Here is a 22,619-nt window from a genome sequence, read left to right as displayed (position 1 = left end):
TGTTTAAAAAAAGGAGGTGGTTATGTTTGGGAAAGATATCATTATAGATGGTTTGCAATATTGCAAATGGGATAAAGAATATTTTAAATTTTTAAAATCAAGCGGTGTTAGTGCTGTGCATGTTACTTTAGTATATCATGAAAATGCTAGAGAAACACTTACTAGATTTGCCCAGTGGCATAGATTTTTTGAAGAATTTAATGAATATATATTGCCTGTTTTTTCAAGCGAAGATATTTTAAAAGCAAAAGCTCAAAATAAGGTAGGGATTTTTTTTGGAGCACAAAATTGTTCTTTGATTGATGATGAAATAGGGTTAATATCTATTATGAGACAGCTTGGTTTATTGATTATGCAGCTAACTTATAATAATCAAAGCTTATTGGCTACTGGTTGTTATGAAAAAAACGACAGTGGTGTTACTCGTTTTGGTAAACAAGTGATTGAAGAAATGAATAGGGTTGGTATGATTGTTGATATGTCTCATAGTAGTGATAGATCAACATTGGAAGCTATTGACATATCGTCCCGCCCTATATGTATATCTCATGCTAATCCTAAATTTGCGCACAATGGATTGCGAAATAAAAGCGATGAGGTGATAAAGGCTTTAGCCAAGAGAAAAGGTTTAATAGGTTTGTCTTTATATCCTTTTCATTTGCCAAATGGAAGTGATTGTACATTGGATGATTTTTGTAAAATGAGTGCTGATTTGGCAGATATGATAGGGGTTGATCATATAGGTATAGGAAGTGATTTATGTTTAAATCAACCATTAGATGTACTAGAATGGATGCGCAATGGTAGATGGTCTAAGATAAAAGATTATGGCGAAGGTAGTGCTACTAATTCCACATGGCCTAAAAATGTGTCTTGGTTTAATGATTCTAGTGGCTTATATAATATTTATAAAGGATTGATTAATTATGGGTTTTCTGAGAATGATGTAAAAAAAATCATGGGTCTTAATTGGCTTTATTTTTTACAAGATGGCTTAAAAGCTCAAACTTGCTAAGGAGTTAAAATGTTAAACAGTACTCCTAAAAACAATACTCGTATTGATAAGTTGACTTTAATTTGTAGTAGTGGATTTTTGATGATATTTGTTGTAATAGCTTTAATTGATTCAAAGTTACTTAGTGCGATCGTTGAGTTTGGTTTTAATGTCTCAGCAAAATACTTTGGTGCTTATTGGCAAATTTTACTACTTTTGACTTTTATTATTGGGATCGGGCTTAGTTGGGGAAGAACAGGCGGCGTAGTTTTGGGTAATATTAAAAATCCTGAAATGAGTACATTTCAATGGATATCTATTATTATGTGTACTTTACTTGCAGGTGGAGGTGTTTTTTGGGCTGCTGGAGAGCCTATAGCTCATTTTGTTTCTCCATCTCCTGTATTTGGAAATACTAGTAATATTTTTCAAAAAATCACAGAAGCTCTAGCGCAATCTTACATGCATTGGAGTTTTTTATCTTGGGCTATTTCTGGAACTATTACCACAATAGTGCTAATGTATTTACACTATGAAAAAGGCCTTCCCTTAAGACCTAGAACTATTCTTTATCCTATTTTTGGTGATAAAGTTATACACGGATGGATTGGTTCTTTAATAGATGCTTTTTGTATTGTGGCTGTTGCTGCTGGTACTATAGGACCTATAGGATTTTTAGGTTTACAAATTTCTTATGCACTAAATATGATTTTTCAAATACCAGATAATATAATCACTCAAATGAGTATTATTATTTTGGCTATTTTAGTTTATACTATATCTTCACTTAGAGGTTTAGCAAAAGGCATTCAAATTCTTAGTAAATGGAATGTTATTTTAGCTGTAGGTTTGATGTTTTTTATTTTTATTTTTGGTCCTACAAAATTTATTTTGGATGTTTATGTTCAAGGTGTTGGAACTTTGATACAAAATTTTATACCTATGGCTACTTATAGAGAAGATACTGTTTGGCTTGCATCTTGGACTTTGTTTTTTTGGGGGTGGTTTTTAGGATATGGTCCAGTATTGGCTATCTTTATTGCTAGAATTTCAAGAGGTAGGACTTTAAGAGAGCTTATTATAGCTGTGAGTATATGTGCACCAATTATCACAATGTTTTGGTTTACTATTGTTGGTGGAACAGGATTGTATTTTGAAATAGAAAATCCAGGCAGCATAAGCTCTGCTTTTAAAGGTTTTAATATACCTGCTGCGTTAATAGCAATAACACAGTCATTGCCATTGTCAACATTTATTTCAGCATTATTTTTGATATTAGCAGCTATTTTTATTATTACAACTGGTGATTCTATGACTTATACTATGAGTGTTATTGTTAGTGGGAACACTGAACCTAGTAAGTTTCTTAGAGCTTTTTGGGGAATTTTAATGGGGGTATTGGCAATTATTTTAATATCTATCGGACAGGGAGGAATTTCGGCTTTGCAATCATTTATAGTAATTACTGCTGTGCCTGTTTCATTTATATTATTACCAACCTTATGGAACTCTATACAGATTGCAATTAAAATGGCAGATGAGCAAAATTTACGTTAATACAAAAAAAGGAGACAAAATGAAAAATGATATGAAATTAAGAAGTCCACAAGAAGTCATGTCTTTAGAAAGACTAGGCTCTATGCACTCATCTAGACTTAGTTTTACTAGAACTTTGATGAGGAAAATTGCTCAAGAAAAATGGGTATTAAAAAATATTTTATGGGATTTAGATGATAAAGGATTTGGTGATGTAATATATCAAGTTAGAACACCTCATGGAATATATCATCTTGTTATATTTGCTAATTATATAAAAGATGAAGAAAGAAATGATAGAGTTATAGCAAATAAGTGGGATGTTACTTTTACTTTTGTAAATGGAGAGATTGATAGTGGGTTATTGACTGTTTTAAAAGAAAATGTTCCACTGCAAGAAGCTGGTAGAAATTTTAACAATGCTTTTGTTTTAGCAAGGGCTAATAAAAGTGTAAGAATTTTTGAATATATTGTTAATTCTTTAGCTAATGGAAAACAACCTGATTTAGATGAACTAGCTAAAGTTGGTTATATATTAAGAACCACAGCTGTATATGGAAGTGGAAAATTTGGAATTTCTGATTTTGATAATCTGCAAAAAAATGGAGATTTTTCTCAGTCATTTTCTGCTGAAATGTGCGCTGTTTATATTGTAAGGCAATTTAGTTTAGATTGGGTAAATTATATAGCCAAACAGCGTGGTGGAGATAAAGCTGTAGAACTTGATAGAGATATTCAAAGATATTTAGGTGTGGGAAATGCTACTGGACTTGGTATGGCTCCTTATTTGATTAAACACCCAAAAGTTGTTGATAATTGGCTTTATCAAAGAGAATTAGCTTTGTCAAAAGTTATGCAACAAAAGCTTGATATGAGTAAGGCTAAAGAATTGATTGATTATTTAAAAAGAGCAAGTTTACATCTTAAAGAAATAACAACAATAGATTCAAGGCAAGATAATTTAAACAAAATAGCTTCAAGTGAGCTTTCTTATATAGTAAAAGAAATAAAAACAAAAATAAATGCTTCTATGGTTATTGAGGAATTTGTAGAATATACAAAAAAATATTCTTTGGAAGCACAAGAAATCGTACTTTCGTGTTTATTAGAACTGTATCCTGAATTAGTTGATATACACGATAAAATGATGACAATCGATGAAACTCCATTAGAACTTACTGGTGTTAAAATTTCTGAAATTAAAAATGTAATAGAGAAAAAATATGATTGGGCTTTAGGTATTAATTTTGAAAATCCTGAAAATAATTATTGGTTTTGGTATATATCTGAAGAAAAAGAAGAGCCTAGGCTTGGAGTAAGAGGTATTGATAATGGAGATGAACTAGAACAACCTTTAGATATTGCTAGGCAAGTGGTTAAATTTTACAATACTTTAAAAAATCAGGATGATTATTTACATATAAGTAAATTTTTATTAGAAAACCCTTGTTTTACATCTATAGCTAGAAGAGTTTGGACTATGGGAAATTGTGTAATGGGTGATATAAGGGCTAATGTTTTAGCAAAAGACTTTTTGCCTATGCATCTTTTAAGAGCTAAATTGTCTATGTTTGGTGCAACAAAGTATGATCCAAGATCAGATAGATGGGTTCAAGTGACATTGTTTCAGAATGCACCTTTAATGGATGAAATTCATGCTAATGAGTGGATGTTTCCATTATTGCCAAAAAATAAGCATAGTGTTTGTGATTTATCTAATAATAATGTTTATGTTTCCAAAAACGAACTTAAAGCTGCTTGTATTAAAGCTTATAATGGATTAAAATTAAATCTTGGAGAAGCTGATTTAATTGCATCTATGGTTATTGACATGCAAATGGCTGGATTAAATGGATTATCAAATTTTCTTAAAGCTGCGCCTTATTTGAAAAGCGACAATTTAGATACAACATTAAATATTACAAATGAGTATTTAAGTGTTGATCTTAATCATCATAGCATATTATGTCATATTCAAATTATTATTGCGTATGCGCTTGATTTTTTAAATCAATATAATTCTTTAAATATAAAAATTTCAAAATGTTATAATAGGTGTTTTGTGTATTCTCAGTTAAAAAGATTATCAAATAAAAATTTATATGTTAAAGCTTATTGGTATGACATAAAACAATCTCAGTATGTGGAATACTTTATAAAAAATAATGAAGATTTTCCAGATGTTTTAATGAAAAATATACCTTGTGATTTAGATGAAAGAGCACTTTATATTGAAATTTCTAAAAACTCTTTAGTTAGAAATGATGAGAATGTAAGCATCTCTCATGATATTATTGAAAAAAATTACGAAGAGAGTGTTCAAAAAGGCATCTTATTACAAAAGAAAGAATGGGAGGAATTGTTGAAATACACAAAAGGAATTATGGTTCAATCTAGTGAGCAATCAAGAAAAGATGCTGGGGGCGTGGTTGAATTCTGATATTTATGATATTACAATATAATTATATTGTAATATCATGATATAGGAGTTAAAATTGAATTTAAAAAATATTTTTTTGATTGTTTGTTGTGCACTCGGTTTTGCTATAAATGCAAATGCGTTAAGTGAGGGTAAAGAGTATATTACTTTAAAAACACCCATCCCAAATGCACAAAATTCTTTGATAGAAATTTTTTCTTATCGTTGTATCCATTGCTATAATCATCATCAATTTCACACTCTAGCAAAGGTTAAAGAAGCTTTGCCAAATTTAAAATATGATCTTTTTTCGGTAAGTTCTATGAGTGAGTATGGTGGTGCTTTAAATGAGATGTTTGCTTTAGCTTCTTTTAAAGAAAAAGCTTTAGGTTTAGATGTTACTAGTGAAAAAAGTCTTACCTATAAGCTTGCTGATGTGTATTTTGTAAGTCATTTTGAAAAAAAATTAAATTTAAATAATCTTGATTTATTTTACAAAATAGGCTTAAATGCTATCGGCGCTAGTAAAGAAGAATTGCAAAAATTTTTACAAACTAAAGAAGCCAAAGAGCTTTTAGCTGCTTATGACATGGCTAATGAAATTTCAAGAAATTATGGCACGCCTGCTTTTGTAGTAAATGGCAAATATCAAATCAATCCTGAGTATATCACTTCTTTGGAAGAATTAATCCGTATAGTTAAAGAACTTTCTACTAAATAATGCTTTTTTTAAAAGCATTATTTAGTAATCCATCTTCTTTTATTTTTTATGATAATATATTATCGTTTTTTTTTTTTTTTGATAATTGCATTTTATTTTGTAAATTTTTTCTTATATTTAATAAATATTTAAGTTATGTTAATATAGCTTTACAAAGTTTATAATAAATATTTGTAATTTATTATAAATAATAAAAAATTTAGGAGAAATAAAATGAATTTTAACTTTAGTAATTGGTCTAAAGCAGTAGCAATAGCTGCTTTTGTTTTTGGTGTGAGTGCAAATGCACTTAGCGAAGGTAAAGAATATGTGGTTTTAAAAACACCTATCCCAAATGCTCAAAATTCTTTAATAGAAGTGTTTTCTTATCGTTGCACGCATTGTTATGATCATCATAAATTCAATACAATCTCAAAAGTTAAAGAAAAATTACCACAATTAACTTATAAATTTTATCCTGTTAGTTCTATGGGTGATTATGGTAAACAAGCTAATGAAATTTTTGCTTTTGCTGCTTTTAAAGATGAGCAAAATAAAGTAAGTCAAAGTGATAAAAATAGTTTAACTCATAAAGCTTCTGAAGCATATTTTAATGCTTATTTTAAGAAAAAACAAAGATGGGGAAATGGAGCTAATCCTGAAGCATTTTATGAAGTAGGATTAAAAGCAATTTCAGCAAGCAAAGAAGATTTGGATAATTTTTTAAAAACTCCTGAGGCTAGCGAAATTTTAAAATCTTACGAAAGTGCTAATGATATTTCTAAAAACTATGGTACACCTGCTTTTGTAGTAAATGGCAAATATCAAATCATACCACAAGCTATCACATCTCCACAAGCTTTAATAGAAATAACAGAAGAGTTAAGTAAAATGTAGTTTTGGAGTCAAAATGAATTTTTGTCTTATTAGTAAAATTGGTGCTTGGCAAAATACTAGGTTGCCTTGGTTAATAATGGTTATAGCTATGGTAGGCTTAACTTTCATAGCGCACTTTTTATTTCAAGAATATCTTTATATGGAACCTTGTGAGCAGTGTGTTTATATAAGATTTGCTATGTTAACTATGGCTTTTGGTGGTATTTTAGCCTTGATAGATCCTAAAAATGATTATCTAAAAATTTTTGCTTATATTTTTGTTTTTTGGGGTATATGGCTTGGTATAGAGTATTGTATTACTCTTAATCATATCCACGAGGTAGTGCATTCAGAAAATCCTTTTGCTGGTGTTGATGGATGTAGAGAAATTCCTATATATCCTTTTAATTTACCATTGCATGAATGGGCACCAGGATGGTTTTTACCAACAGGTGAGTGTGGCATGGATACACCTATAGTACCTGAAGATGTTTATGGTAGTTTAAATGCTTTTCAGAAATTTTTTGTTGGAACTCCTCCAAATTTTGAAGATGGGTTATATAGCAATGGTTGGTATTTGATTCCTAGTATGGAATTTATGAATATGGCGGTTTGTTGCTTATTGGCTTTTGTTGTTTGTTTGGTGATTTTAGGAGGCATGTTTGTTTCTTATGCGTTTTCACACTCTAAGGCTAAAATTTACGCTTTGATTGTCTTGGTGTTTGTGATTATTCTTAAAATTTTAGGTGAGCCAAGTGTGCAAATGGCTTAGTAGTATTGAAAAAGGAGAAAGAATGAAAATTAGTAAAATTGTAAGTAGTATTTTGCTTGCTAGTAGTGTTGTTATGGTGGCGCCTAGTGTTTCTTTAGCTATGGGTGGACCTAGTGGTGCTAAAATTGATTGGGAAATTCAAGGCAAAATTGGCGCAGTAAAGATGAATCCTTATGGTTTATCTCCTCTTAGCGCTGTAATTATGGATGGAGGATACAAACTAAGCGATGTGAGCGTAACTATAGTTCCAAAACCAAATGGGCAAACTATATCTTATAAGGTTAGCCCTAATAAAATTAAAACTTATGGAGGAATTCCTGTTTTTGGACTTTATCCATCATATTTTAATACAGTAAAAGTAAGTTATACCAAAACTGCTTTTGGAAAAAGTGAAAAAGTAGTAGATGAGGTATATAAAATAGCAACTGGTGGAGTAAATATAGAGCCAAGTGGAAGTATTATGCAAAGAGGTGTACCTTTTGAAAAAGTGGAAGTGATTAAAGTAGATAAGGGTTTTGAAGATAGGTTGTATTTGGTTAATAATGCTCCGGGGAAACAAAGTGGAAAAGGTTCTCAATCTGTTTGGAATAACCCAGCAGGTGGTGCAATGGAATGGGATGAAAATTCAAATGCATTTATCATTGATACAAAAGGTGAAATTCGTTGGTATTTTGATAATGATAAATTAATGGATTGGAATAATATTTACAATCGTGGTATTATGATGGGATTTAAACAAAATACCGATGGTGCTTTGAGTTTTGGGTTTGGTCAAAGATATGTTAAATATGATTTAATGGGTAGAGAAATTTTTAATCGTCTTTTACCTTCTTCTTATATAGATTTTTCTCATTCTATGGATAATATGCAAAATGGAAATTATCTTTTAAGGGTGGCTTCTGCCAATGTTAAGCGTCCTGATGGTAAAAATGTACGTTCAGTGCGTGATGTGATAGTAGAAGTTGATAAAAATGGCAATGTAGTAGATGAGTGGAGATTGTTTGAAATTTTAGATCCATATAGAGCGAATGTAATCAAAGCATTAGATCAAGGCGCGGTTTGTTTAAATATTGATGCGAGTAAAGCAGGGGTTACTTTAAGTGATGAGGATTTAGCTAAAATGGATGCAAGTGATTCTTTTGGCGATATAGCAGGTACTGGAGTAGGGCGTAACTGGGCTCATGTAAATAGCGTAGATTATGATCCAAGTGATGATAGTATTATTATTTCAAGTCGTCATCAAAGTGCTATTATAAAAATAGGACGCGATAAAAAGGTAAAATGGATACTAGGAGCACATAAAGGCTGGACAGAAAAATATAAAAAAGCACTTTTACAACCTATTGATAAAAATGGCAAAAAGATAGTTTGTGAGGATGAATATAGCAAATGTCCAGGTTATGAAAACGAAGAAGGTGGTTTTGATTTTACATGGACACAGCATACTGCTTTTAGAATAGATGAAAAGTCTGATAAAAGATATATTTATGTTACAGCTTTTGATAATGGTGATGCAAGAGGTATAGAACAACCTGCTTTTGCTTCGATGAAATACTCAAGAGCGGTTGTGTATAAAATAGATCAAAAAAATAAAACCGTAGAACAGGTATGGGAATACGGAAAGCAAAGAGGCAATGAATGGTTTTCACCTGTTACTTCTTTAACTGAGTATTATAAAGATAAAAATTCTATTATGGTTTATAGTGCTACTGCTGGAATGTCATTTGACTTAAGCAAAGGTGCTGCTGTAGGTGAGCCAAGACCTGAAATAGATGAATTTAAATGGGGAGCTAAAGAACCTTCAGTGCAAATTCGCTTTAGCGGAGCAAGTACTGGTTATCAAGCTATGCCTATTGATTTAGAAAAAGCATTTAAATAAGAAAAAAAAGGGCTTTCTTTAAAGCCCTTTAAATTTTATAAATATCCCGCACCTAAAGCTAAGAAATAACCTACTATACAAGAAACGATTACACCGATTAATCCTGGTAAGATAAAGCTGTGATTGATAACAAATTTACCTATTTTTGTAGTACCTGATCTATCAAATTGTATGGTTGCAAGATCACTTGGATAAGTTGGTAAAATATAATATCCATAGCACGCTGCTGCAAAAGCAATGATAATGCCTGGTTCAACACCAATGCCTAATGCAAGTGGCACAAAAGCTGCGATTGCCGCTGCTTGAGAATTAACAAATTTAGAAATTAATAAAAGCATAACCGCATAAGTCCAAGGGTGTTCTATAACGATATTACCTAAAGATTCTTTCATCATAGGAGTATGCACTGCAAACATAGTATCTGCCATCCAAGAAATTCCAAAAACAGCCACTAAAGCTATCATGCCTGATTTAAAAATTTCATTTTTTGCAATTTTGCTTGCATCAAGTTTAGTAAAGATGATGAGTGCTGCACCTGCTAAAAGCATAAACATTTGAATGGTTGCAACCATATTCATAGGTTTAGTAACGCCTTTTGAGGTGAATTGTGGTCTAAGCTCTGGGAAGGCTCCAAGTATAGCTACTATTGCAATAGCGCCTAAGAAAATCCACATAGCTACCCATTGAATGGTTGGAAGTTTTTGACCAAGAAGAGTTTTGCTATCACCATAGATATATTCTCTTTGTTCTGGATCTTTGATTCTAGCTTGAAAGTCCGCATCTTTATCAAGATCTTTTCCTCTAAACCAAGAAAAAATTCCTATAGCTAAAACACCTACCAAAGTAGAAGGTATAGTAATAGCAAGTAAATCCACATAACCATCAAAACCTGCTAAAGGATGTTTGTTGATTTCTGGATTTAAAAGTAGTGCTGTTAAGCTTACAACAGCAACTGAAACAGGGCTTGCGATGATACCAAGCTGAGAAGAAATACTAGAAGCAGCCATTGGTCTTTCTGGGCGTATGCCGTTTTTAATAGCAATGTCGTAAATAATAGGCATCATGGTATAAACAACATGTCCGGTTCCGCAAAGCATGGTTAAAATACAAGTTACAAAAGGTGCTAAGATGGTTAAAAATTTAGGATTTTTTCTTAAAACTCTTTCTGCTACTTGTAACATTACATCTAAACCACCGCTAGCTTGCAAGGTTGCACTAGCAACAACTACAGCTAAGATGGTAAGCATAACATCAATTGAAGGTTTTCCAGGTGCTACAGCAAAACCAAAACTTAAAACCAATAAACCTATACCGCCTAGTAAACCAAGAGCGATACCGCCTTTTTTTGCCCCATAAAAAAGACAAATAAGAACTACAGCTAGTTGGATACTAAATTGAGTGCCTTCGCTAAGGCTAGTTAGTATTTCCATACTCTCTCCTTGTTTGTGAAATATGCGAGAGTATAATGCAAGTTTTATTAATAGTAAATAAAATTTTTTATTATTTAAATAAATATTTACCAATATTTTGAATTTATTTGTCAAAATATTGGTTTTTTTATCTATATATTACTGGTGATTTTTTAAAATTGTAAAAAGAATTTTACTGATTTTTTCGATAGAAGCTATTTCGCATTTTTCATCTGTTGAATGTGGACTATATATATTTGGCCCTATAGAACAACATTCTAGAGGTTGTTTTTCGCTGATAATACCACATTCTAAACCAGCATGTATAGTGTAAAGCTTGGCGTTTGGATTTTCTTTTTTAAAATAACTTAGAATTTCTTCTCCAAATTTAGTATCTTTGTTAGCCCAAGGTGGATAAAAATTTGCACTTGAAACTTCACAGCTTTGCATTTTAAAATAGGTTAAGGTTTCAAATTCTATATTTTTAAGCTCTTGTAAATCATTTGATCTTGCAAAAAGTTCAAAATGAAATTTACCTTCTTTTTCATAAGCTAGTGAAAGATTAATACTTGTTTGGACTAAATTTAGATGATGATTAAAAGTTCTAACACCTTGTGCAAAAGCATTGATAAGATTTAAAATGATTTGAGAATTTTTATAATATGTTCTTTTGATTTTACCTAGATATTTTATTTTAAAATGATTATTTTCTTTTGGAGGATTTTTAAAAAATGCTATAACTTTAGCATGTTTTGGTATAGAATTTATTCTTTCACCTGCTTTAAATTCGCAAAGTTCTCCTTGATTTTGAGTGATAAAATAGCTCACTTCTTTAATAGAAGATTTAATGTTTTTAACAATATCAATTCCCGAGTGACCACCTTTAAAATCAATTGTTTCTATCTCATAACAATTTTCTTCTTTTTCATCTATTTCTAATTTCAAATTAGCAAAAATATCTACTCCGCCAGCACAACCTATAACAACTTCATCATCACTTTCATGGTCTAAATTTAACAGCTTGTTTGAAATCAAAGTATGTGTAAGATTATTTGCTCCACAAAGGCCAACTTCCTCATCATTAGTAAAAAGACATTCGATATTTTCAAAGTCTTTTAAAGCTTGCATCATTAATGATACTCCTATGCCATTATCTGCACCTAAACTTGAGTTTTTAGCTTTTAAATATCCATTTTCTTCATACATTTGTATATTTGGAGCCTCCCCCATGCAAACCATATCATAATGGCTTTGTAAACAAATTTTTGGATTTCCTTTGTATGTGTGGATATTACCTGCATTATCAACGCTTACTTGACAGTTGTGACTTTTAGCAAAATCAATGAGAAAATTTTTTAATTCTTCGGTTTTAAAACTACAATGAGGTATTTGAGTAATTTGTTTAAAATTTTGTATAATTTCTTGCATAAATTTCTCCTTTTTATTGTAATTATGGCATATTTTTATATAGATGAGGTTTAAATGAAAATTTCTAAAAAGCAAATTAAATTATTAATAACCTTATTAAAAGAGCCAAAGAAATTTTTAATTGTGCTTTTTTTAGTCGCTTTTGCTTATATTTTAAATTATGATAGTGGCTCATATATTAATGCTAAAGTAAGTCGTGTAGTAGATGGAGACACTATTGAGGCTAAATTTGAAGATGAAAAGCTTAAAATCAGACTTTTTGGTATAGACGCGCCTGAGAGTGATCAAGCCTATGGAAAAATGGCTACGCAATTTTTAAATGCAATTGTGTTGAATAAAGAAGTGGTTTTGAATGTAAAAGATGAGGATAAATATGGTAGAATTTTAGCCATTGTATATTTAAATGATAAAGATATCAATCAAGTTATGGTTAAAAATGGCTTTGCTTGGGCTTATGAACATTATAGTGATTTATATGTAAATGAGCAAAATTATGCCAAAGAAAACAAAAAAGGTTTATGGGTTGATGAAAATCCTATAGAGCCTTATAAATGGCGTAAGCAAATAAGATTAAAATAGGATGAGAAATGTTTAAAAGTGTATTTTTTCTAGGGTTTTTAGCATTATTTTTTAGCGGTTGCTTTGTAAACGAAAGAGGGGTTTCAAACCGTTTTTATGATGATTGTAAAGAATATTATGATGCAAGTGGGACTTATCATAAAGAATGCCCAAAGAATTGGGTGGATTTACCTTTAACCCCCGATTCCTTTTAAGACCGCATTAAGCTCTTCTTGTGTAGTTTCTTGTTTGGCTGGTTCTTGTTGGTTTTGATTGTTGTTTGTGGCAGTTTGATTTTGTTTGAGTTTAAATATATGATCATCGGTGGTAATTACTTGAAATGATGCGTCAAAAATTTTAATTTCATTGACAAAACCAACCACTTTAACTTCTCTTTTTCTTGAGTCATCACTAAATAAAGCACTTGCTTCAAGATTTAGAATATCTCCTACTTTTAAAGGAGCATAAAAAAAGCTTCTTGAGCCTATTAAGACGCTAAATTCTTTATTGATTGCAGCTTGTGCTATATAATTTGCTGCATTAAATACAAAACCACTATGCACTAATCCTAACTCATCTACTGCCATATCATGAGTTGTGATTAAAATACCCTTGGCGAAATTTTTTTCTATATGAGAAATGCTTCCTGCTAAAGTATTGTTTATCCCTGGACAAGTGATAAGTTCTGATTTAATGCGATTTAATTCTTCTGGATCTATTAATTCTTCTATGTTAACAGCACTTACTGTTCTTGCCATTTTTACACCTTTAATTTAACATAAACTCTTTTTGGTGCCTCATAGCCTTCGCAAGTTAAATTTGAGTCGTTTTCATCTAAAAATTGATCTAAAGAATAAGAATCAATCCATTGTGTTTTTCTTTGTTCTTCAAAATCAGTTTGTTTAGTTGTTATAACTTCAAATTCACTAAATCCAGCTCTATAACACCAATTTCTTAAACCCAATATCGACGGAATGAAAAAAATATTTGGTATTTTTGAATAAGTTTTTTGAGGAATGAGTGCAATTTCTCTTTCATCTTCTATATACATAGTATCTAAAAAGACTATACCATCTTTATTTAAAGATTGCTTGAGTTGTTTTAGCATGGCTATAGGATCACTGCGGTGATAAATTACACCAAGACAAAAAATCACATCAAATTTTATACCATAATTTGGCACATCGGCCACACCTAAAAGTTCATATTGTATAGGAGTTTTTGCAATAGAGTTTAAAAGTAAAAATTGTAAATAATACTTAATAGAAGGATCAAAACCTATCAGTTTTGAAGGATTAAATTCAAGCATTTTAAACATATAATAACCATTATTACAACCAATATCTGCAACTATTTTGCCTTTGATCTCTTGCATATATGGTTTTAATATATTAAATTTTATAAAACTTTGCCATTCTGTGTCTATAAATAAATCATTAATTTTAAAAGGCCCTTTGCGCCAAGGTTTTAATTCTAAGGCAATACTATTAATTTCATCATCTAAGCTTTTATCACAAAAAATATCAAAGCTATCATTTATAAGATAACTTGATTTTTGAATTTTGATACTAAGTTTTTGGATTTTTTCATATAAAGGATGTTTTAAAACTTGCTTTAACAAAGCATTATCTTGCATATTTTTCCTTGAAAAACTCCCTTATTTGGGAGTTTTTGTTATTGAAGCAAACTTGCTAGTTTAGTTTGCAACATTACATTTGAGTGAGCATTTGCAAATAAAAATGCATTTTCTTTTAAGTAGTTTGCATTAAAATCATTGATATTTTGTGCTAAGTCATTATTTTGCAATTTACTTTCAGCTTCTTTAGTGTTAATGCTAGTTTGCAAAGATGAGTTGATATTAGAATGGATAGCATTAATCCCAGCACCAATATCTGCGCGTAAAGAACCTACTTGATCTTGAAAATCACGAATTCCATCTTGGTTTTCAAGGCTTAAATTTGCTGTGCTTGGTTGATTTAAATTAATACTTTCAACCCCAGTACCAACAACAAAATCCATACTCTGAAATACATTTTTTCCATTAAAAGTCGCATTAGAAAAAGCATCATTGATTGAAGTTACAAGTTTGCTTGCTTCAGAATTTAGCATACTTTTTTGTCTGTCATTTAAAGCAGCATTGTTTGAGCGCACTGAAAGTTCATTGAGTTTGTCTGCAGTAGCTGAAATGTTATTTAAAGTTGAATCAGCAATTTGTAAAACTCCTATGGAATCATAGGCATTTAAAATACCTTGATCTATAGTGCTATATTGACTTCTTAAAGAATCAGCTATGGCTAAATTTGCTCCATCGCTCCCATCTATAGCACGGATTGCAGCTATGTTTTCTAAAGCTTTTTCTTGGCTTTTTTGAGCTTGATTTAAGTAGTGATTTTGTTGAGTTGTTCCTATATCGCCTATTTTCATCTTTGACTCCTTTTAAAGACTTATTTTATTATATCATTTTTTTGTTTTAAAATTTAAGAAAAACAAAATTACTTGTGATAACATGATAATTTTCATCACAACTTCACTTGCACCATGAATTTTTATAAATTCTTGAGTTTTAGTTGCTTCTTCTCCTAAACTTTGTGCTTCTAAAACATAAGCAGTGAAGTAAAATACAAAAAGCAAACTTAGTGCCAAAATGATCAAAGAAAGCATAAATTTTGAAAAATTTATTTTAAAAGTTAAATTTTTGTCTTTAAATGAAAAAATTTCTATTAAAATAGAAAAAACACTCACACCTAACAAAACATAGCCAAATTGCACAAAAATGTGTGTCATTAAAAGCCCACTTTGAAAATGAGTTAAAACCCCTTCACCTATGAATTTAGCAGGATAAAATATAGTCGGAGCTAAAAACACACCTATGCTAATTTCAATCCCAATTAAGCTTGCTAGTAAAAATAAATATATTGATTTCATATTTTCTCCTATAATAAAGATAATTATAGTCTAATTTTTTAAATTCCATGCAACAAAGGCTCTATCAAATCCATTATAATCTTGATAAAAAGTAGCTTTAAAATCATTTTCTTTTAAAATTTTATTTAAAATTGTTTTTTGATCATAGCCAAACTCACATGCTAAGACTTTTGTGTTGTGATTTTTGGCAAAAAGAATAATTTCATGTAAAATTTCCCAACCTTTATCTCCACCAAATAAAGCATTGTGTGGTTCGTTTTGAACCCATTTATCTAAAGGATAGTCATTTTTTATGTAAGGAGGATTAGAAAAAATAAAGTCAAAATTTCCTTGTATATTTTTAAAATCACAAAGTTGAAAATTGATTAAATTTGAAACATTATGAAAATCTGCATTTTTTTTAGCAAGCTCTAATGCTTTTGGATTGATATCACAAGCTTGTATAAAAATTTGTTTTAACTTTGCTAAGCAAATACTTAAAATTCCACTTCCAAAGCCAATTTCAAGTATATTTTTAAAAGAGTTATGATCTAAAATTTCTAAACATCTTTCAAGTAATATTTCACTATCAAAACGCGGTATCAAAACCCCTTTTTTAGTAAAAAAATCAAAACCATAAAATTGTGTTTTTTGAAATAAATACTCAAAAGGCTCACCATTTAAAAATCTATCTACATATTCTAAAAAAACTTTTTCATCAATTTGAAATTCAGGATTTAAAAAAATCCAAGCTTTATCTTTTTGTAAAAGTTCACAAAGAATAAAAAGTATATATTCTTTGTGAGTAGGATCTTTTGCGTAAGCTTGCTTTAAAGCTTGTTTGATTGAAATCATTGCAAAGCTTTGATTCTATCGTAAATACAAGGATGACTTAGATGAAAGAAAGTATAAATTTTACTTGTTTTAACAAAGGCTTTGTTTTCTTTTGCTAAAGCTATGAGAGCATTTTTCATATCTTCTCTAGAGCTTAGTTTTGCTCCGTGTAAGTCAGCATTAAATTCATTTTTTTGACTCATTTTATTAAGCAGTGGAGAAATAATAAAAGTAAAAATATTTCCAAAAATCAATAAAAGTGCAAAAACTCCAGCATTCACTCCATCTAAATGACTTTCAATATAAAAAAAGTTTGGTAAATGTGCAAAGATGAAAAATAAAGCAAAAAGCATCAAAGCACTAGCAAATAACATTTTTAGCAAATCTTTATGCACAAAATGTCCTAGCTCATGACCCAAAACAGCAATGAGTTCTTTTTCTTTTAAAGCATTTAAAAGTGTATCAAAAAGTACTACTCTTTTGCTTTTAAATAAGCCACCAAAATAAGCATTTAATCTTTTATCTCTTTTGCTTGCATCGATAACATAAACACCATTTGCACTAAAGCCACATTTTTGCATTAAATTAGTGATTTTTTCTAATAAATTTTCATCTTCAAGTTTTTTCATTTTGTTAAACATAGGTGCAATAAGTGTAGGGTAGATGAGATTTATAATAAGTATAATTATAAAGCTTAGAGCAAAAGCCACTACCCACCAGTATGTGTTAAAAAATTCAAAGCAAAATACTAAGGCATAGATGATTAAAAAGCCAAAAACAAGCATTAGAGCTAAAGATTTAATGCTGTCTTTAACAAAAAGTGCTAAAGTCATATTTGAAAAGCCGTGTTTTTTATCTTTTATAAAGCTTTCATAATAGCTAAGTGGTAAATTTAAAATACTAATAATAAATAAAAATGCAAGCAAAAATAAAGTATTTTCTAAGGTAGAATTTTCTTTTATAAAAATTTCTTTTAAATACAAAAAGCCAAAGCTAATCCAAGAAATGTTAATCATCAGATTATAAAGATTAGAAAAGATTTTGTATTTTTCATTTTCTATGGCGATATTTGCAGCATTTTTATAATCGTACTTACTTAAAATAATTGCTTGTTTTTCTCTTTCTTTTTTTAAAAAAGAAATTTGCACATAAGATATAAAAACCAAAAAAGCTGTATAAATACATAAAATAGTTATCAAAGTCATAGTTTTTCCTTAAATAAATTTGAGTAATTTTATCTTATTTAAAATATATAAAGTTAATCAGTATTTTCACTTTTTTCTAAAACCTCAAAATAAGCTTCTTCTAAAATACTAAGTTCATTTTCTAATGAATTTAGCTTTTCATAAAGGGTATTTATACCTAGCTCTTGATAGATTGTAGGATTACTTAGAGCATTTTTTATTTCTTTTATTTCTTCTTCTAATTTATGAATTTTATCAGGATATGAGTTTAAAATTTCATTTTCTTTATAGCTTAGTTTTTTACTCGTTTTTTCTTTTGTTTTTACGCTTGCGGTGGTATTTGTTTCTAAGCTTTTAGAAAATTCTTCAAAGTCTTTGTATTCTTTTTCATTTTCTAAATATTCACTATAAGAAAGAACTTCTATATTAATATTTGCATTATCTTCAAAAGCATAAAGTTTAGTCGCTATTTTATCAACAAAATATCTATCATGTGAGACAAGCAAAATCGCGCCTTCAAAAGAAAGTAAGTATTCTTCTAAGATATTAATCGTAGCTATGTCTAAATCATTTGTTGGTTCATCTAAGATTAATACATCATATTCTTTGGTAAAAAGCAAGGCTAGAGCAACTCTGTTTTTCTCACCCCCACTTAGCACACTCACGCTTTGCTCTAAAAATTCTTTTGGAAATAAAAATTGTTTTAAATACCCATAAACATGCATATTTTTACCACGCACTTGAATGTGATCGCCACCATTTGGGCAAAAAATTTCTAAAAGTTTTTTATCAGTGTTTAATAAACTCCTGCTTTGATCAAAATAGCCTATTTTAACTTCACCTCTTTTAATCTCTCCGCTATCAAGTGGAATTTGGTCAAGTAAAATCTTTAAAAAAGTAGATTTCCCGCAGCCATTTTTACCTACTATGGCTATGCGTTCACCTTGTAAAATTCGTGCATTAAAGTCTTTAAAAAGTGTCTTGTTGGCAATAGACTTTGAGATATTTTTAAATTCAAAAAGCATTTTTTTGCGGTTTTGGCTTTGAGTTTGGTTAAAATTTTTACTTGCTCTTTTGATTTCAAGTTGTAAGCGTTTGATAGCTCCTGGGTTTTTCTTAGCTTCTTCACGCATTTTAAAAATGCGTTCTTTGCGTCCTTCGTTGCGTTTAAGCCTAGCTTTGACTCCTCTTCTTAGCCATTCTTCCTCACTTTTTAGTTGCTTAAGCAAGGTTTCATGGCTTTTAGCTAAGGAAGCTAAAATAGCTGCTTTTTTTTCTAGATATTGCGTATATCCACCATCAAAAATGCTTAATTTTCCTGCTTCTATTTCTACGCATTTTTGCGCTATAGCATCGATAAAATACCTATCATGAGAGATGAAAATAACACACATTTTAGAAGCTTTCAGTCTTTCTTCTAAAAAGTTACTCATATATACATCTAGATGATTAGTTGGTTCATCAAGCAATAATATATCAGGATTTTTTAGCAAAAGTGTGCAAAGCCCTACGCGTCTTATTTCGCCCCCACTTAAAGAGCAAAGTGTTCTGTCTTTGTATTCTAATAGTTTAAATTCTTCTAATATTCTTTGTATTTTTTGGTCTAAATTCCATGCGTCTTTTGAATCTATAAATAAACTTAATTCATCTACTTTTTTTAAATATTCTTTATTTTCAGGATCAAAAGCTAGTTTTTCATTATAGCTTTCAAATTCTTTCAAGGCTTGATAAATTTCTTCAAGTTCTTTTTTGATGGCTTCGCTTACGCTTAAGGTGCTTTCAAAGCTTACTTGTTGGCTTAGCATACCTATACTAGTGTTATTTTGTTTAATTACTCTACCGCTATCTAGTTTTAAAGTTCCCATAAGGGCTTTTAAAAAGCTTGATTTTCCTTCGCCATTTTTGCCTATAATGGCGATTTTTTCTCCTAAATTTGCACTAAAATTTGCATTTTCTAAAACTATTTTTGTATTAAATTTCTTATTTGCGTCGATTAAATCTATTAAAGCCAAATTTCTTTCCCAAATGTTTTTTGCGATTTTACTTTAAAAAGTATTAATTTTGCTTAAATAAAATTACGCCATGAGAGCATTTGTTTTTTTTACTTTATTAGTTTTATTTTTTGCTTTGGCAAATTGGTATATTTATAAAAGATTTTTAAGTAGGGTTGATTTTTTAAAACCTTATAAGAAGTTTGTATTAGCTTTTATTTTAATAGTTTTTGCATGTGAATTAATCTTTTTTATAAATATGCGCGGGGACTTTTTACATGAAAAGCTTTATTATATTTTAGCTATTTTTCCTACTATTACTTGCTTTTTCTTGCTTTTTGGAGTGATTTTTGAAATTGGCTCTTGGATTTTTTTTAATGAAAATAAAAAAGAGCAAATTTTCAGTGTCCAAAGAAGAAAGTTTTTAAAATTAATTTTTGATTCTTGGCTTATTATACTTAGCGTTAGTATGGTATTTAAAGGTTTTGTAAATGCTATTAGCACACCTAAGGTTAATGAGGTAGATATTAAAGTTAAAAATTTAAAAGAAGATTTAAATATAGTTTTACTTTCTGATGTGCATTTGGGAAAAAATTTAGGAGAAGATTTTTTAAAAACCTTAATCGATGAAGTTAATATTTTAAATGCTGATATAGTCATTATAGCTGGGGATTTAATCGATGCAGATATTGCTAGTATGCCTTATATTAATTTATTAGAAAATTTTAAATCAAAATATGGTACTTATTTTGTTTATGGAAATCATGAGTATTATAATGATATAAATGCAATAAGCAAAAAGCTTAAAACTCTTAAAAATTTCAAAGTTTTGGAAGATGAAAGTATTGATTTTGGGGATTTTACTTTAAGTGGGACTTTGGATTTGGCTGCCAAGCGTTTGGGTTTTAAAGAAAGCAATATAGAAAAAATCAAAACTCAAATCAATCAAGAAAAGGTTAATATTTTAATCACTCATCAGCCAAAATATGTAAAAACTTATGATGTGAGTGGGTTTGATTTGATTTTATCAGGACATACACATGCAGGACAAATTTTCCCTTTTTCTTTGCTAGTATATTTAGAACAAGGCTTTGTGTATGGGCTTTATAAATTAAGCAAGGATAGTTTGCTTTATGTAAGCAGTGGAGCTGGATTTTGGGGACCTGCTGTGAGATTTTTAGCCCCTAGTGAGATAGCTTTGATTAGATTAAAAGGAGAATGAGTGGGATTTAGCAATAGTGCTTCAAAAATGTTTGGAATCATAGCAAAATATAAATTTCCAAAAATTATACAAAAAAATATTAATAAAGCTTATGTAAATGCTTTTAATATCAATATGAGTGAATTTAAACCTTTAGAAGAATATGAGAGTTTAAATGCTTTATTTACAAGAACTTTATTAAATGAGCGAGAATTAGAAGATGGCTTTATAAGTCCAAGTGATGGTAAAATTTTAGAACTTGGAAGTAGCTTTCAAAATGATTTAAAAGAAAATTTAGCCTTTAGCATTAAAGGTTCAAGTTATAGTATAGAAGAGCTTTTAAAAAACTCAGCTAGTAAAGAAGAATTGGAAAATGGCATAGATTATGCAAATATTTATTTATCTCCAAAAGATTATCATCATTATCATGCACCTTGTAATATGCAAATTTTAAGTGCTACTTATATGAGCGGGGCTTTATTTAGTGTGAGTGAGGCAAAGTTAGCTAAAATTATAAACCTTTATACTAAAAATGAAAGAGTAGTTTTAAAGTGCTTAGTGGAAGGAAAATTTATACTTTGGATGGTATTTGTGGGTGCGCTAAATGTCGGTAAAATGCACTTTAGCTTTGATACTAGCATACAAACTAATGCAGCAAATTTTGATTTTACTCATACCTATGAAGATCTTTTTGTAAAAAAAGGCCAAAGACTTGGAAATTTTGAGCTAGGTTCAACTATAGTTTTAATCGCTCAAAAAGGGTTTTTAAAATTTAGTAAAAATGCTTATGAGCAAGTTGAATTTTCTAAGAAGATTGCGGACTTTGCTTAGTCTCATCTTCATTAGCAACTTTATATAAAAAGGCAAAAATTTCAGCCACTGCTTTATACATATTAGGTGGGATTTCATCGCCTAGATCAAGTTTGCTAAGCACTTCTACTAAGTCTTTGTCTTCTTTTATGGGTATGCCATTTTCTTTGGCTAAAGAGATGATTTTAGCAGCGTTTTCACCTTTGGCATTAGCTAGGATTTTTGGTGCATTTTGTTCTTCTTTGTTATAGCCTAGTGCAACGGCTTTTTTTGTTTTTTTAGCCATTTTTAAGCCCTTGTGTCAAAACCCATATTAAAGTCATTATATTCTTCTTGATTGTGAAATTTACTTTTAATTATATCGCTGATGAAAAAATTAGAGCTTAGAAGTCCTACTTTAACTAAGGCTTTTTTTAGTTCATGTGCTCTTTCATAAAGTTTTTTTCTAAAATTAGCATTTTCTATCATCATATTTATATCGATGTATTTATCATTACTTAGAGATAAAAATACATTGATTTTTCCTAATTTTTCAAATTCAAGATTAATTTGTGCATAAAATTTATCTTTTTTACCGCGTTTAAAAACTACATTAGATTTTTCTAAATCATCCCAAAAGAAAGGTAAAAAAGTATGAATGCTATTATTGGCTAAAGATAAAAGTTGGTTAAATTCAAGCTGAGCTATAAGACGATTTGCTTGATTTAGTATGCTTTCATTGTCTAAATTTTTGGCTAGATTAGAAACTTGCAAAAGAGTGGATTTAATATCTTTTTGTAATTCTGAAGAAATTTCTGTGCTATCTTTTTGGGTGATTTTTCCAAGATCTTTTATAGAAAGTTCTAATTTTTTTTCTATATTTTTTATATCATCTAAAGAATTTTTTGCCTCATAATTTTTAGGATCTAAAGCTTTTAAAACTTCATTGAGTTTTCTTCCTATTAAGCCTAGTTCTTTGTTTAGATTGTTTAAAAGCTCTTCTTGTAAATTTTGGCTAAAATTAAGATTTTTGCTTACATTTTGTTTGAAAATATCTTCTAGTAAAATTTTACCCGAAGTGCTTTTAAATATATCTTCTAACTTAGTATTATTTGTTTGTAAATTTTGACTTTTATTATCATTTT

Annotated in this window: 22 protein-coding genes; 11 read left to right on the top strand and 11 right to left on the bottom strand. The window is 29.7% G+C overall.

Translation table 11 applies throughout. From position 1 onward, the window contains the following. Positions 1-22 precede the first annotated feature (22 nt). The 7 genes from L8W68_RS04665 (at position 23) to L8W68_RS04635 (ending at position 9,176) form a co-directional block, all read left to right on the top strand. Positions 23-1,015 carry a dipeptidase gene (locus tag L8W68_RS04665; RefSeq protein ID WP_263675185.1) on the top strand — a complete coding sequence of 331 codons (993 nt, stop codon included), beginning with the start codon at positions 23-25 and terminating at the stop codon, positions 1,013-1,015. Between the two features lie 9 nt (positions 1,016-1,024). After that, positions 1,025-2,551, top strand: a complete 1,527-nt coding sequence (locus tag L8W68_RS04660; RefSeq protein ID WP_263675184.1) for a BCCT family transporter — start codon at positions 1,025-1,027, stop codon at positions 2,549-2,551. A gap of 19 nt (positions 2,552-2,570) precedes the next feature. Continuing rightward, entirely contained in the window at positions 2,571-4,970 is a 2,400-nt protein-coding gene (locus L8W68_RS04655; RefSeq protein ID WP_263675183.1) for a DUF3726 domain-containing protein, read from the top strand. Between the two features lie 55 nt (positions 4,971-5,025). Beyond that, positions 5,026-5,670: a thiol:disulfide interchange protein DsbA/DsbL gene (locus L8W68_RS04650; protein ID WP_263675182.1), complete on the top strand. Its 645-nt coding sequence runs from the start codon at positions 5,026-5,028 to the stop codon at positions 5,668-5,670. 213 nt (positions 5,671-5,883) lie between these two features. Beyond that, positions 5,884-6,546, top strand: coding sequence for a thiol:disulfide interchange protein DsbA/DsbL (locus L8W68_RS04645; RefSeq protein ID WP_263675181.1), 663 nt, complete (start codon positions 5,884-5,886; stop codon positions 6,544-6,546). Positions 6,547-6,559: 13 nt separating this feature from the next. Further along, positions 6,560-7,297 (top strand): protein-disulfide oxidoreductase DsbI, encoded by a 738-nt coding sequence (dsbI, locus tag L8W68_RS04640; RefSeq protein WP_263675180.1) that lies wholly within the window; start codon positions 6,560-6,562, stop codon positions 7,295-7,297. 22 nt (positions 7,298-7,319) lie between these two features. Further along, positions 7,320-9,176, top strand: coding sequence for an aryl-sulfate sulfotransferase (locus L8W68_RS04635; protein ID WP_263675179.1), 1,857 nt, complete (start codon positions 7,320-7,322; stop codon positions 9,174-9,176). A gap of 35 nt (positions 9,177-9,211) precedes the next feature. Here the strand turns inward: L8W68_RS04635 and L8W68_RS04630 are convergent, their stop codons facing one another. After that, on the bottom strand, positions 9,212-10,606 hold the full coding sequence (locus tag L8W68_RS04630; RefSeq protein ID WP_263675178.1) for an anaerobic C4-dicarboxylate transporter: 1,395 nt from the start codon (positions 10,604-10,606) through the stop codon (positions 9,212-9,214). Positions 10,607-10,744: 138 nt separating this feature from the next. Then, positions 10,745-12,013 carry a M20/M25/M40 family metallo-hydrolase gene (locus tag L8W68_RS04625; RefSeq protein WP_263675177.1) on the bottom strand — a complete coding sequence of 423 codons (1,269 nt, stop codon included), beginning with the start codon at positions 12,011-12,013 and terminating at the stop codon, positions 10,745-10,747. Positions 12,014-12,067: 54 nt separating this feature from the next. Between L8W68_RS04625 and L8W68_RS04620 the strand changes: the two genes are divergently transcribed. Beyond that, positions 12,068-12,592, top strand: coding sequence for a thermonuclease family protein (locus L8W68_RS04620; protein ID WP_263675176.1), 525 nt, complete (start codon positions 12,068-12,070; stop codon positions 12,590-12,592). 8 nt (positions 12,593-12,600) lie between these two features. Next, the gene (locus L8W68_RS04615) at positions 12,601-12,786 is read left to right on the top strand and encodes a hypothetical protein (RefSeq protein WP_263662160.1); all 186 of its coding nucleotides are present in this window, start codon (positions 12,601-12,603) and stop codon (positions 12,784-12,786) included. On the opposite strand, the gene L8W68_RS04610 is transcribed toward L8W68_RS04615, so the two are convergent. The 7 genes from L8W68_RS04610 to abc-f are packed head-to-tail and all read right to left on the bottom strand — an operon-like array spanning position 12,766 to position 19,505. Next, complete coding sequence (locus L8W68_RS04610) at positions 12,766-13,329, bottom strand: hypothetical protein (RefSeq protein WP_263675175.1); 564 nt, start codon at positions 13,327-13,329, stop codon at positions 12,766-12,768. The two genes, L8W68_RS04615 and L8W68_RS04610, sit on opposite strands and share 21 nt — an antisense overlap. A 2-nt stretch (positions 13,330-13,331) precedes the next feature. Continuing rightward, a complete protein-coding gene (gene cmoB / locus L8W68_RS04605) occupies positions 13,332-14,207 on the bottom strand; it encodes a tRNA 5-methoxyuridine(34)/uridine 5-oxyacetic acid(34) synthase CmoB (RefSeq protein WP_257941533.1) in 876 nt (291 codons plus the stop codon). Between the two features lie 38 nt (positions 14,208-14,245). Next, positions 14,246-14,995, bottom strand: coding sequence for a flagellin (locus tag L8W68_RS04600; RefSeq protein WP_263660586.1), 750 nt, complete (start codon positions 14,993-14,995; stop codon positions 14,246-14,248). 33 nt (positions 14,996-15,028) lie between these two features. Next, positions 15,029-15,496 (bottom strand): DUF4149 domain-containing protein, encoded by a 468-nt coding sequence (locus L8W68_RS04595; protein WP_263662163.1) that lies wholly within the window; start codon positions 15,494-15,496, stop codon positions 15,029-15,031. Positions 15,497-15,526: 30 nt separating this feature from the next. Then, positions 15,527-16,327, bottom strand: a complete 801-nt coding sequence (locus L8W68_RS04590) for a HemK/PrmC family methyltransferase (protein ID WP_263664770.1) — start codon at positions 16,325-16,327, stop codon at positions 15,527-15,529. Continuing rightward, positions 16,327-17,514 (bottom strand): M48 family metallopeptidase, encoded by a 1,188-nt coding sequence (locus tag L8W68_RS04585; protein WP_263675174.1) that lies wholly within the window; start codon positions 17,512-17,514, stop codon positions 16,327-16,329. The genes L8W68_RS04590 and L8W68_RS04585 overlap by 1 nt, the downstream gene beginning before the upstream one ends. A 53-nt stretch (positions 17,515-17,567) precedes the next feature. Further along, positions 17,568-19,505: a ribosomal protection-like ABC-F family protein gene (abc-f, locus tag L8W68_RS04580; protein WP_263675173.1), complete on the bottom strand. Its 1,938-nt coding sequence runs from the start codon at positions 19,503-19,505 to the stop codon at positions 17,568-17,570. Positions 19,506-19,575: 70 nt separating this feature from the next. On the opposite strand from abc-f, the gene L8W68_RS04575 reads away from it, so the two are divergent. Both L8W68_RS04575 and L8W68_RS04570 read left to right on the top strand, forming a co-directional pair. Next, positions 19,576-20,706, top strand: coding sequence for a metallophosphoesterase (locus L8W68_RS04575; protein WP_263675172.1), 1,131 nt, complete (start codon positions 19,576-19,578; stop codon positions 20,704-20,706). Continuing rightward, positions 20,707-21,516 (top strand): phosphatidylserine decarboxylase, encoded by an 810-nt coding sequence (locus tag L8W68_RS04570; RefSeq protein WP_263660591.1) that lies wholly within the window; start codon positions 20,707-20,709, stop codon positions 21,514-21,516. Here L8W68_RS04570 and L8W68_RS04565 read toward each other — a convergent pair. Together L8W68_RS04565 and L8W68_RS04560 are read right to left on the bottom strand one after the other, a co-directional pair. Continuing rightward, positions 21,491-21,781, bottom strand: a complete 291-nt coding sequence (locus L8W68_RS04565; protein WP_133319292.1) for a FlhB-like flagellar biosynthesis protein — start codon at positions 21,779-21,781, stop codon at positions 21,491-21,493. The genes L8W68_RS04570 and L8W68_RS04565 overlap by 26 nt on opposite strands. A 2-nt stretch (positions 21,782-21,783) precedes the next feature. Then, the coding region (locus tag L8W68_RS04560) for a flagellar hook-length control protein FliK (RefSeq protein ID WP_263675171.1) at positions 21,784-22,619 on the bottom strand (836 nt) is incomplete at its 5' end.

Origin of the sequence: Campylobacter sp. FU_497, assembly GCF_025772425.1 — a bacterium.
In the GTDB taxonomy this organism is placed as follows: Bacteria; Campylobacterota; Campylobacteria; order Campylobacterales; family Campylobacteraceae; genus Campylobacter_D; species Campylobacter_D lari_C.
This window is presented reverse-complemented; position numbering and strand designations above follow the sequence as displayed.

Bases quoted from the DNA above. Each gene is read 5' to 3' on its own strand.
- L8W68_RS04665 (WP_263675185.1), top strand. From the start codon at position 23: ATGTTTGGGAAAGATATCATTATAGATGGTTTGCAATATTGCAAATGG.
- L8W68_RS04660 (WP_263675184.1), top strand. From the start codon at position 1,025: ATGTTAAACAGTACTCCTAAAAACAATACTCGTATTGATAAGTTGACT.
- L8W68_RS04655 (WP_263675183.1), top strand. From the start codon at position 2,571: ATGAAAAATGATATGAAATTAAGAAGTCCACAAGAAGTCATGTCTTTA.
- L8W68_RS04645 (WP_263675181.1), top strand. From the start codon at position 5,884: ATGAATTTTAACTTTAGTAATTGGTCTAAAGCAGTAGCAATAGCTGCT.
- dsbI (WP_263675180.1), top strand. From the start codon at position 6,560: ATGAATTTTTGTCTTATTAGTAAAATTGGTGCTTGGCAAAATACTAGG.
- L8W68_RS04635 (WP_263675179.1), top strand. From the start codon at position 7,320: ATGAAAATTAGTAAAATTGTAAGTAGTATTTTGCTTGCTAGTAGTGTT.
- L8W68_RS04630 (WP_263675178.1), bottom strand. From the start codon at position 10,606: ATGGAAATACTAACTAGCCTTAGCGAAGGCACTCAATTTAGTATCCAA.
- L8W68_RS04625 (WP_263675177.1), bottom strand. From the start codon at position 12,013: ATGCAAGAAATTATACAAAATTTTAAACAAATTACTCAAATACCTCAT.
- L8W68_RS04620 (WP_263675176.1), top strand. From the start codon at position 12,068: ATGAAAATTTCTAAAAAGCAAATTAAATTATTAATAACCTTATTAAAA.
- L8W68_RS04615 (WP_263662160.1), top strand. From the start codon at position 12,601: ATGTTTAAAAGTGTATTTTTTCTAGGGTTTTTAGCATTATTTTTTAGC.
- L8W68_RS04610 (WP_263675175.1), bottom strand. From the start codon at position 13,329: ATGGCAAGAACAGTAAGTGCTGTTAACATAGAAGAATTAATAGATCCA.
- cmoB (WP_257941533.1), bottom strand. From the start codon at position 14,207: ATGCAAGATAATGCTTTGTTAAAGCAAGTTTTAAAACATCCTTTATAT.
- L8W68_RS04600 (WP_263660586.1), bottom strand. From the start codon at position 14,995: ATGAAAATAGGCGATATAGGAACAACTCAACAAAATCACTACTTAAAT.
- L8W68_RS04595 (WP_263662163.1), bottom strand. From the start codon at position 15,496: ATGAAATCAATATATTTATTTTTACTAGCAAGCTTAATTGGGATTGAA.
- L8W68_RS04585 (WP_263675174.1), bottom strand. From the start codon at position 17,514: ATGACTTTGATAACTATTTTATGTATTTATACAGCTTTTTTGGTTTTT.
- L8W68_RS04575 (WP_263675172.1), top strand. From the start codon at position 19,576: ATGAGAGCATTTGTTTTTTTTACTTTATTAGTTTTATTTTTTGCTTTG.
- L8W68_RS04565 (WP_133319292.1), bottom strand. From the start codon at position 21,781: ATGGCTAAAAAAACAAAAAAAGCCGTTGCACTAGGCTATAACAAAGAA.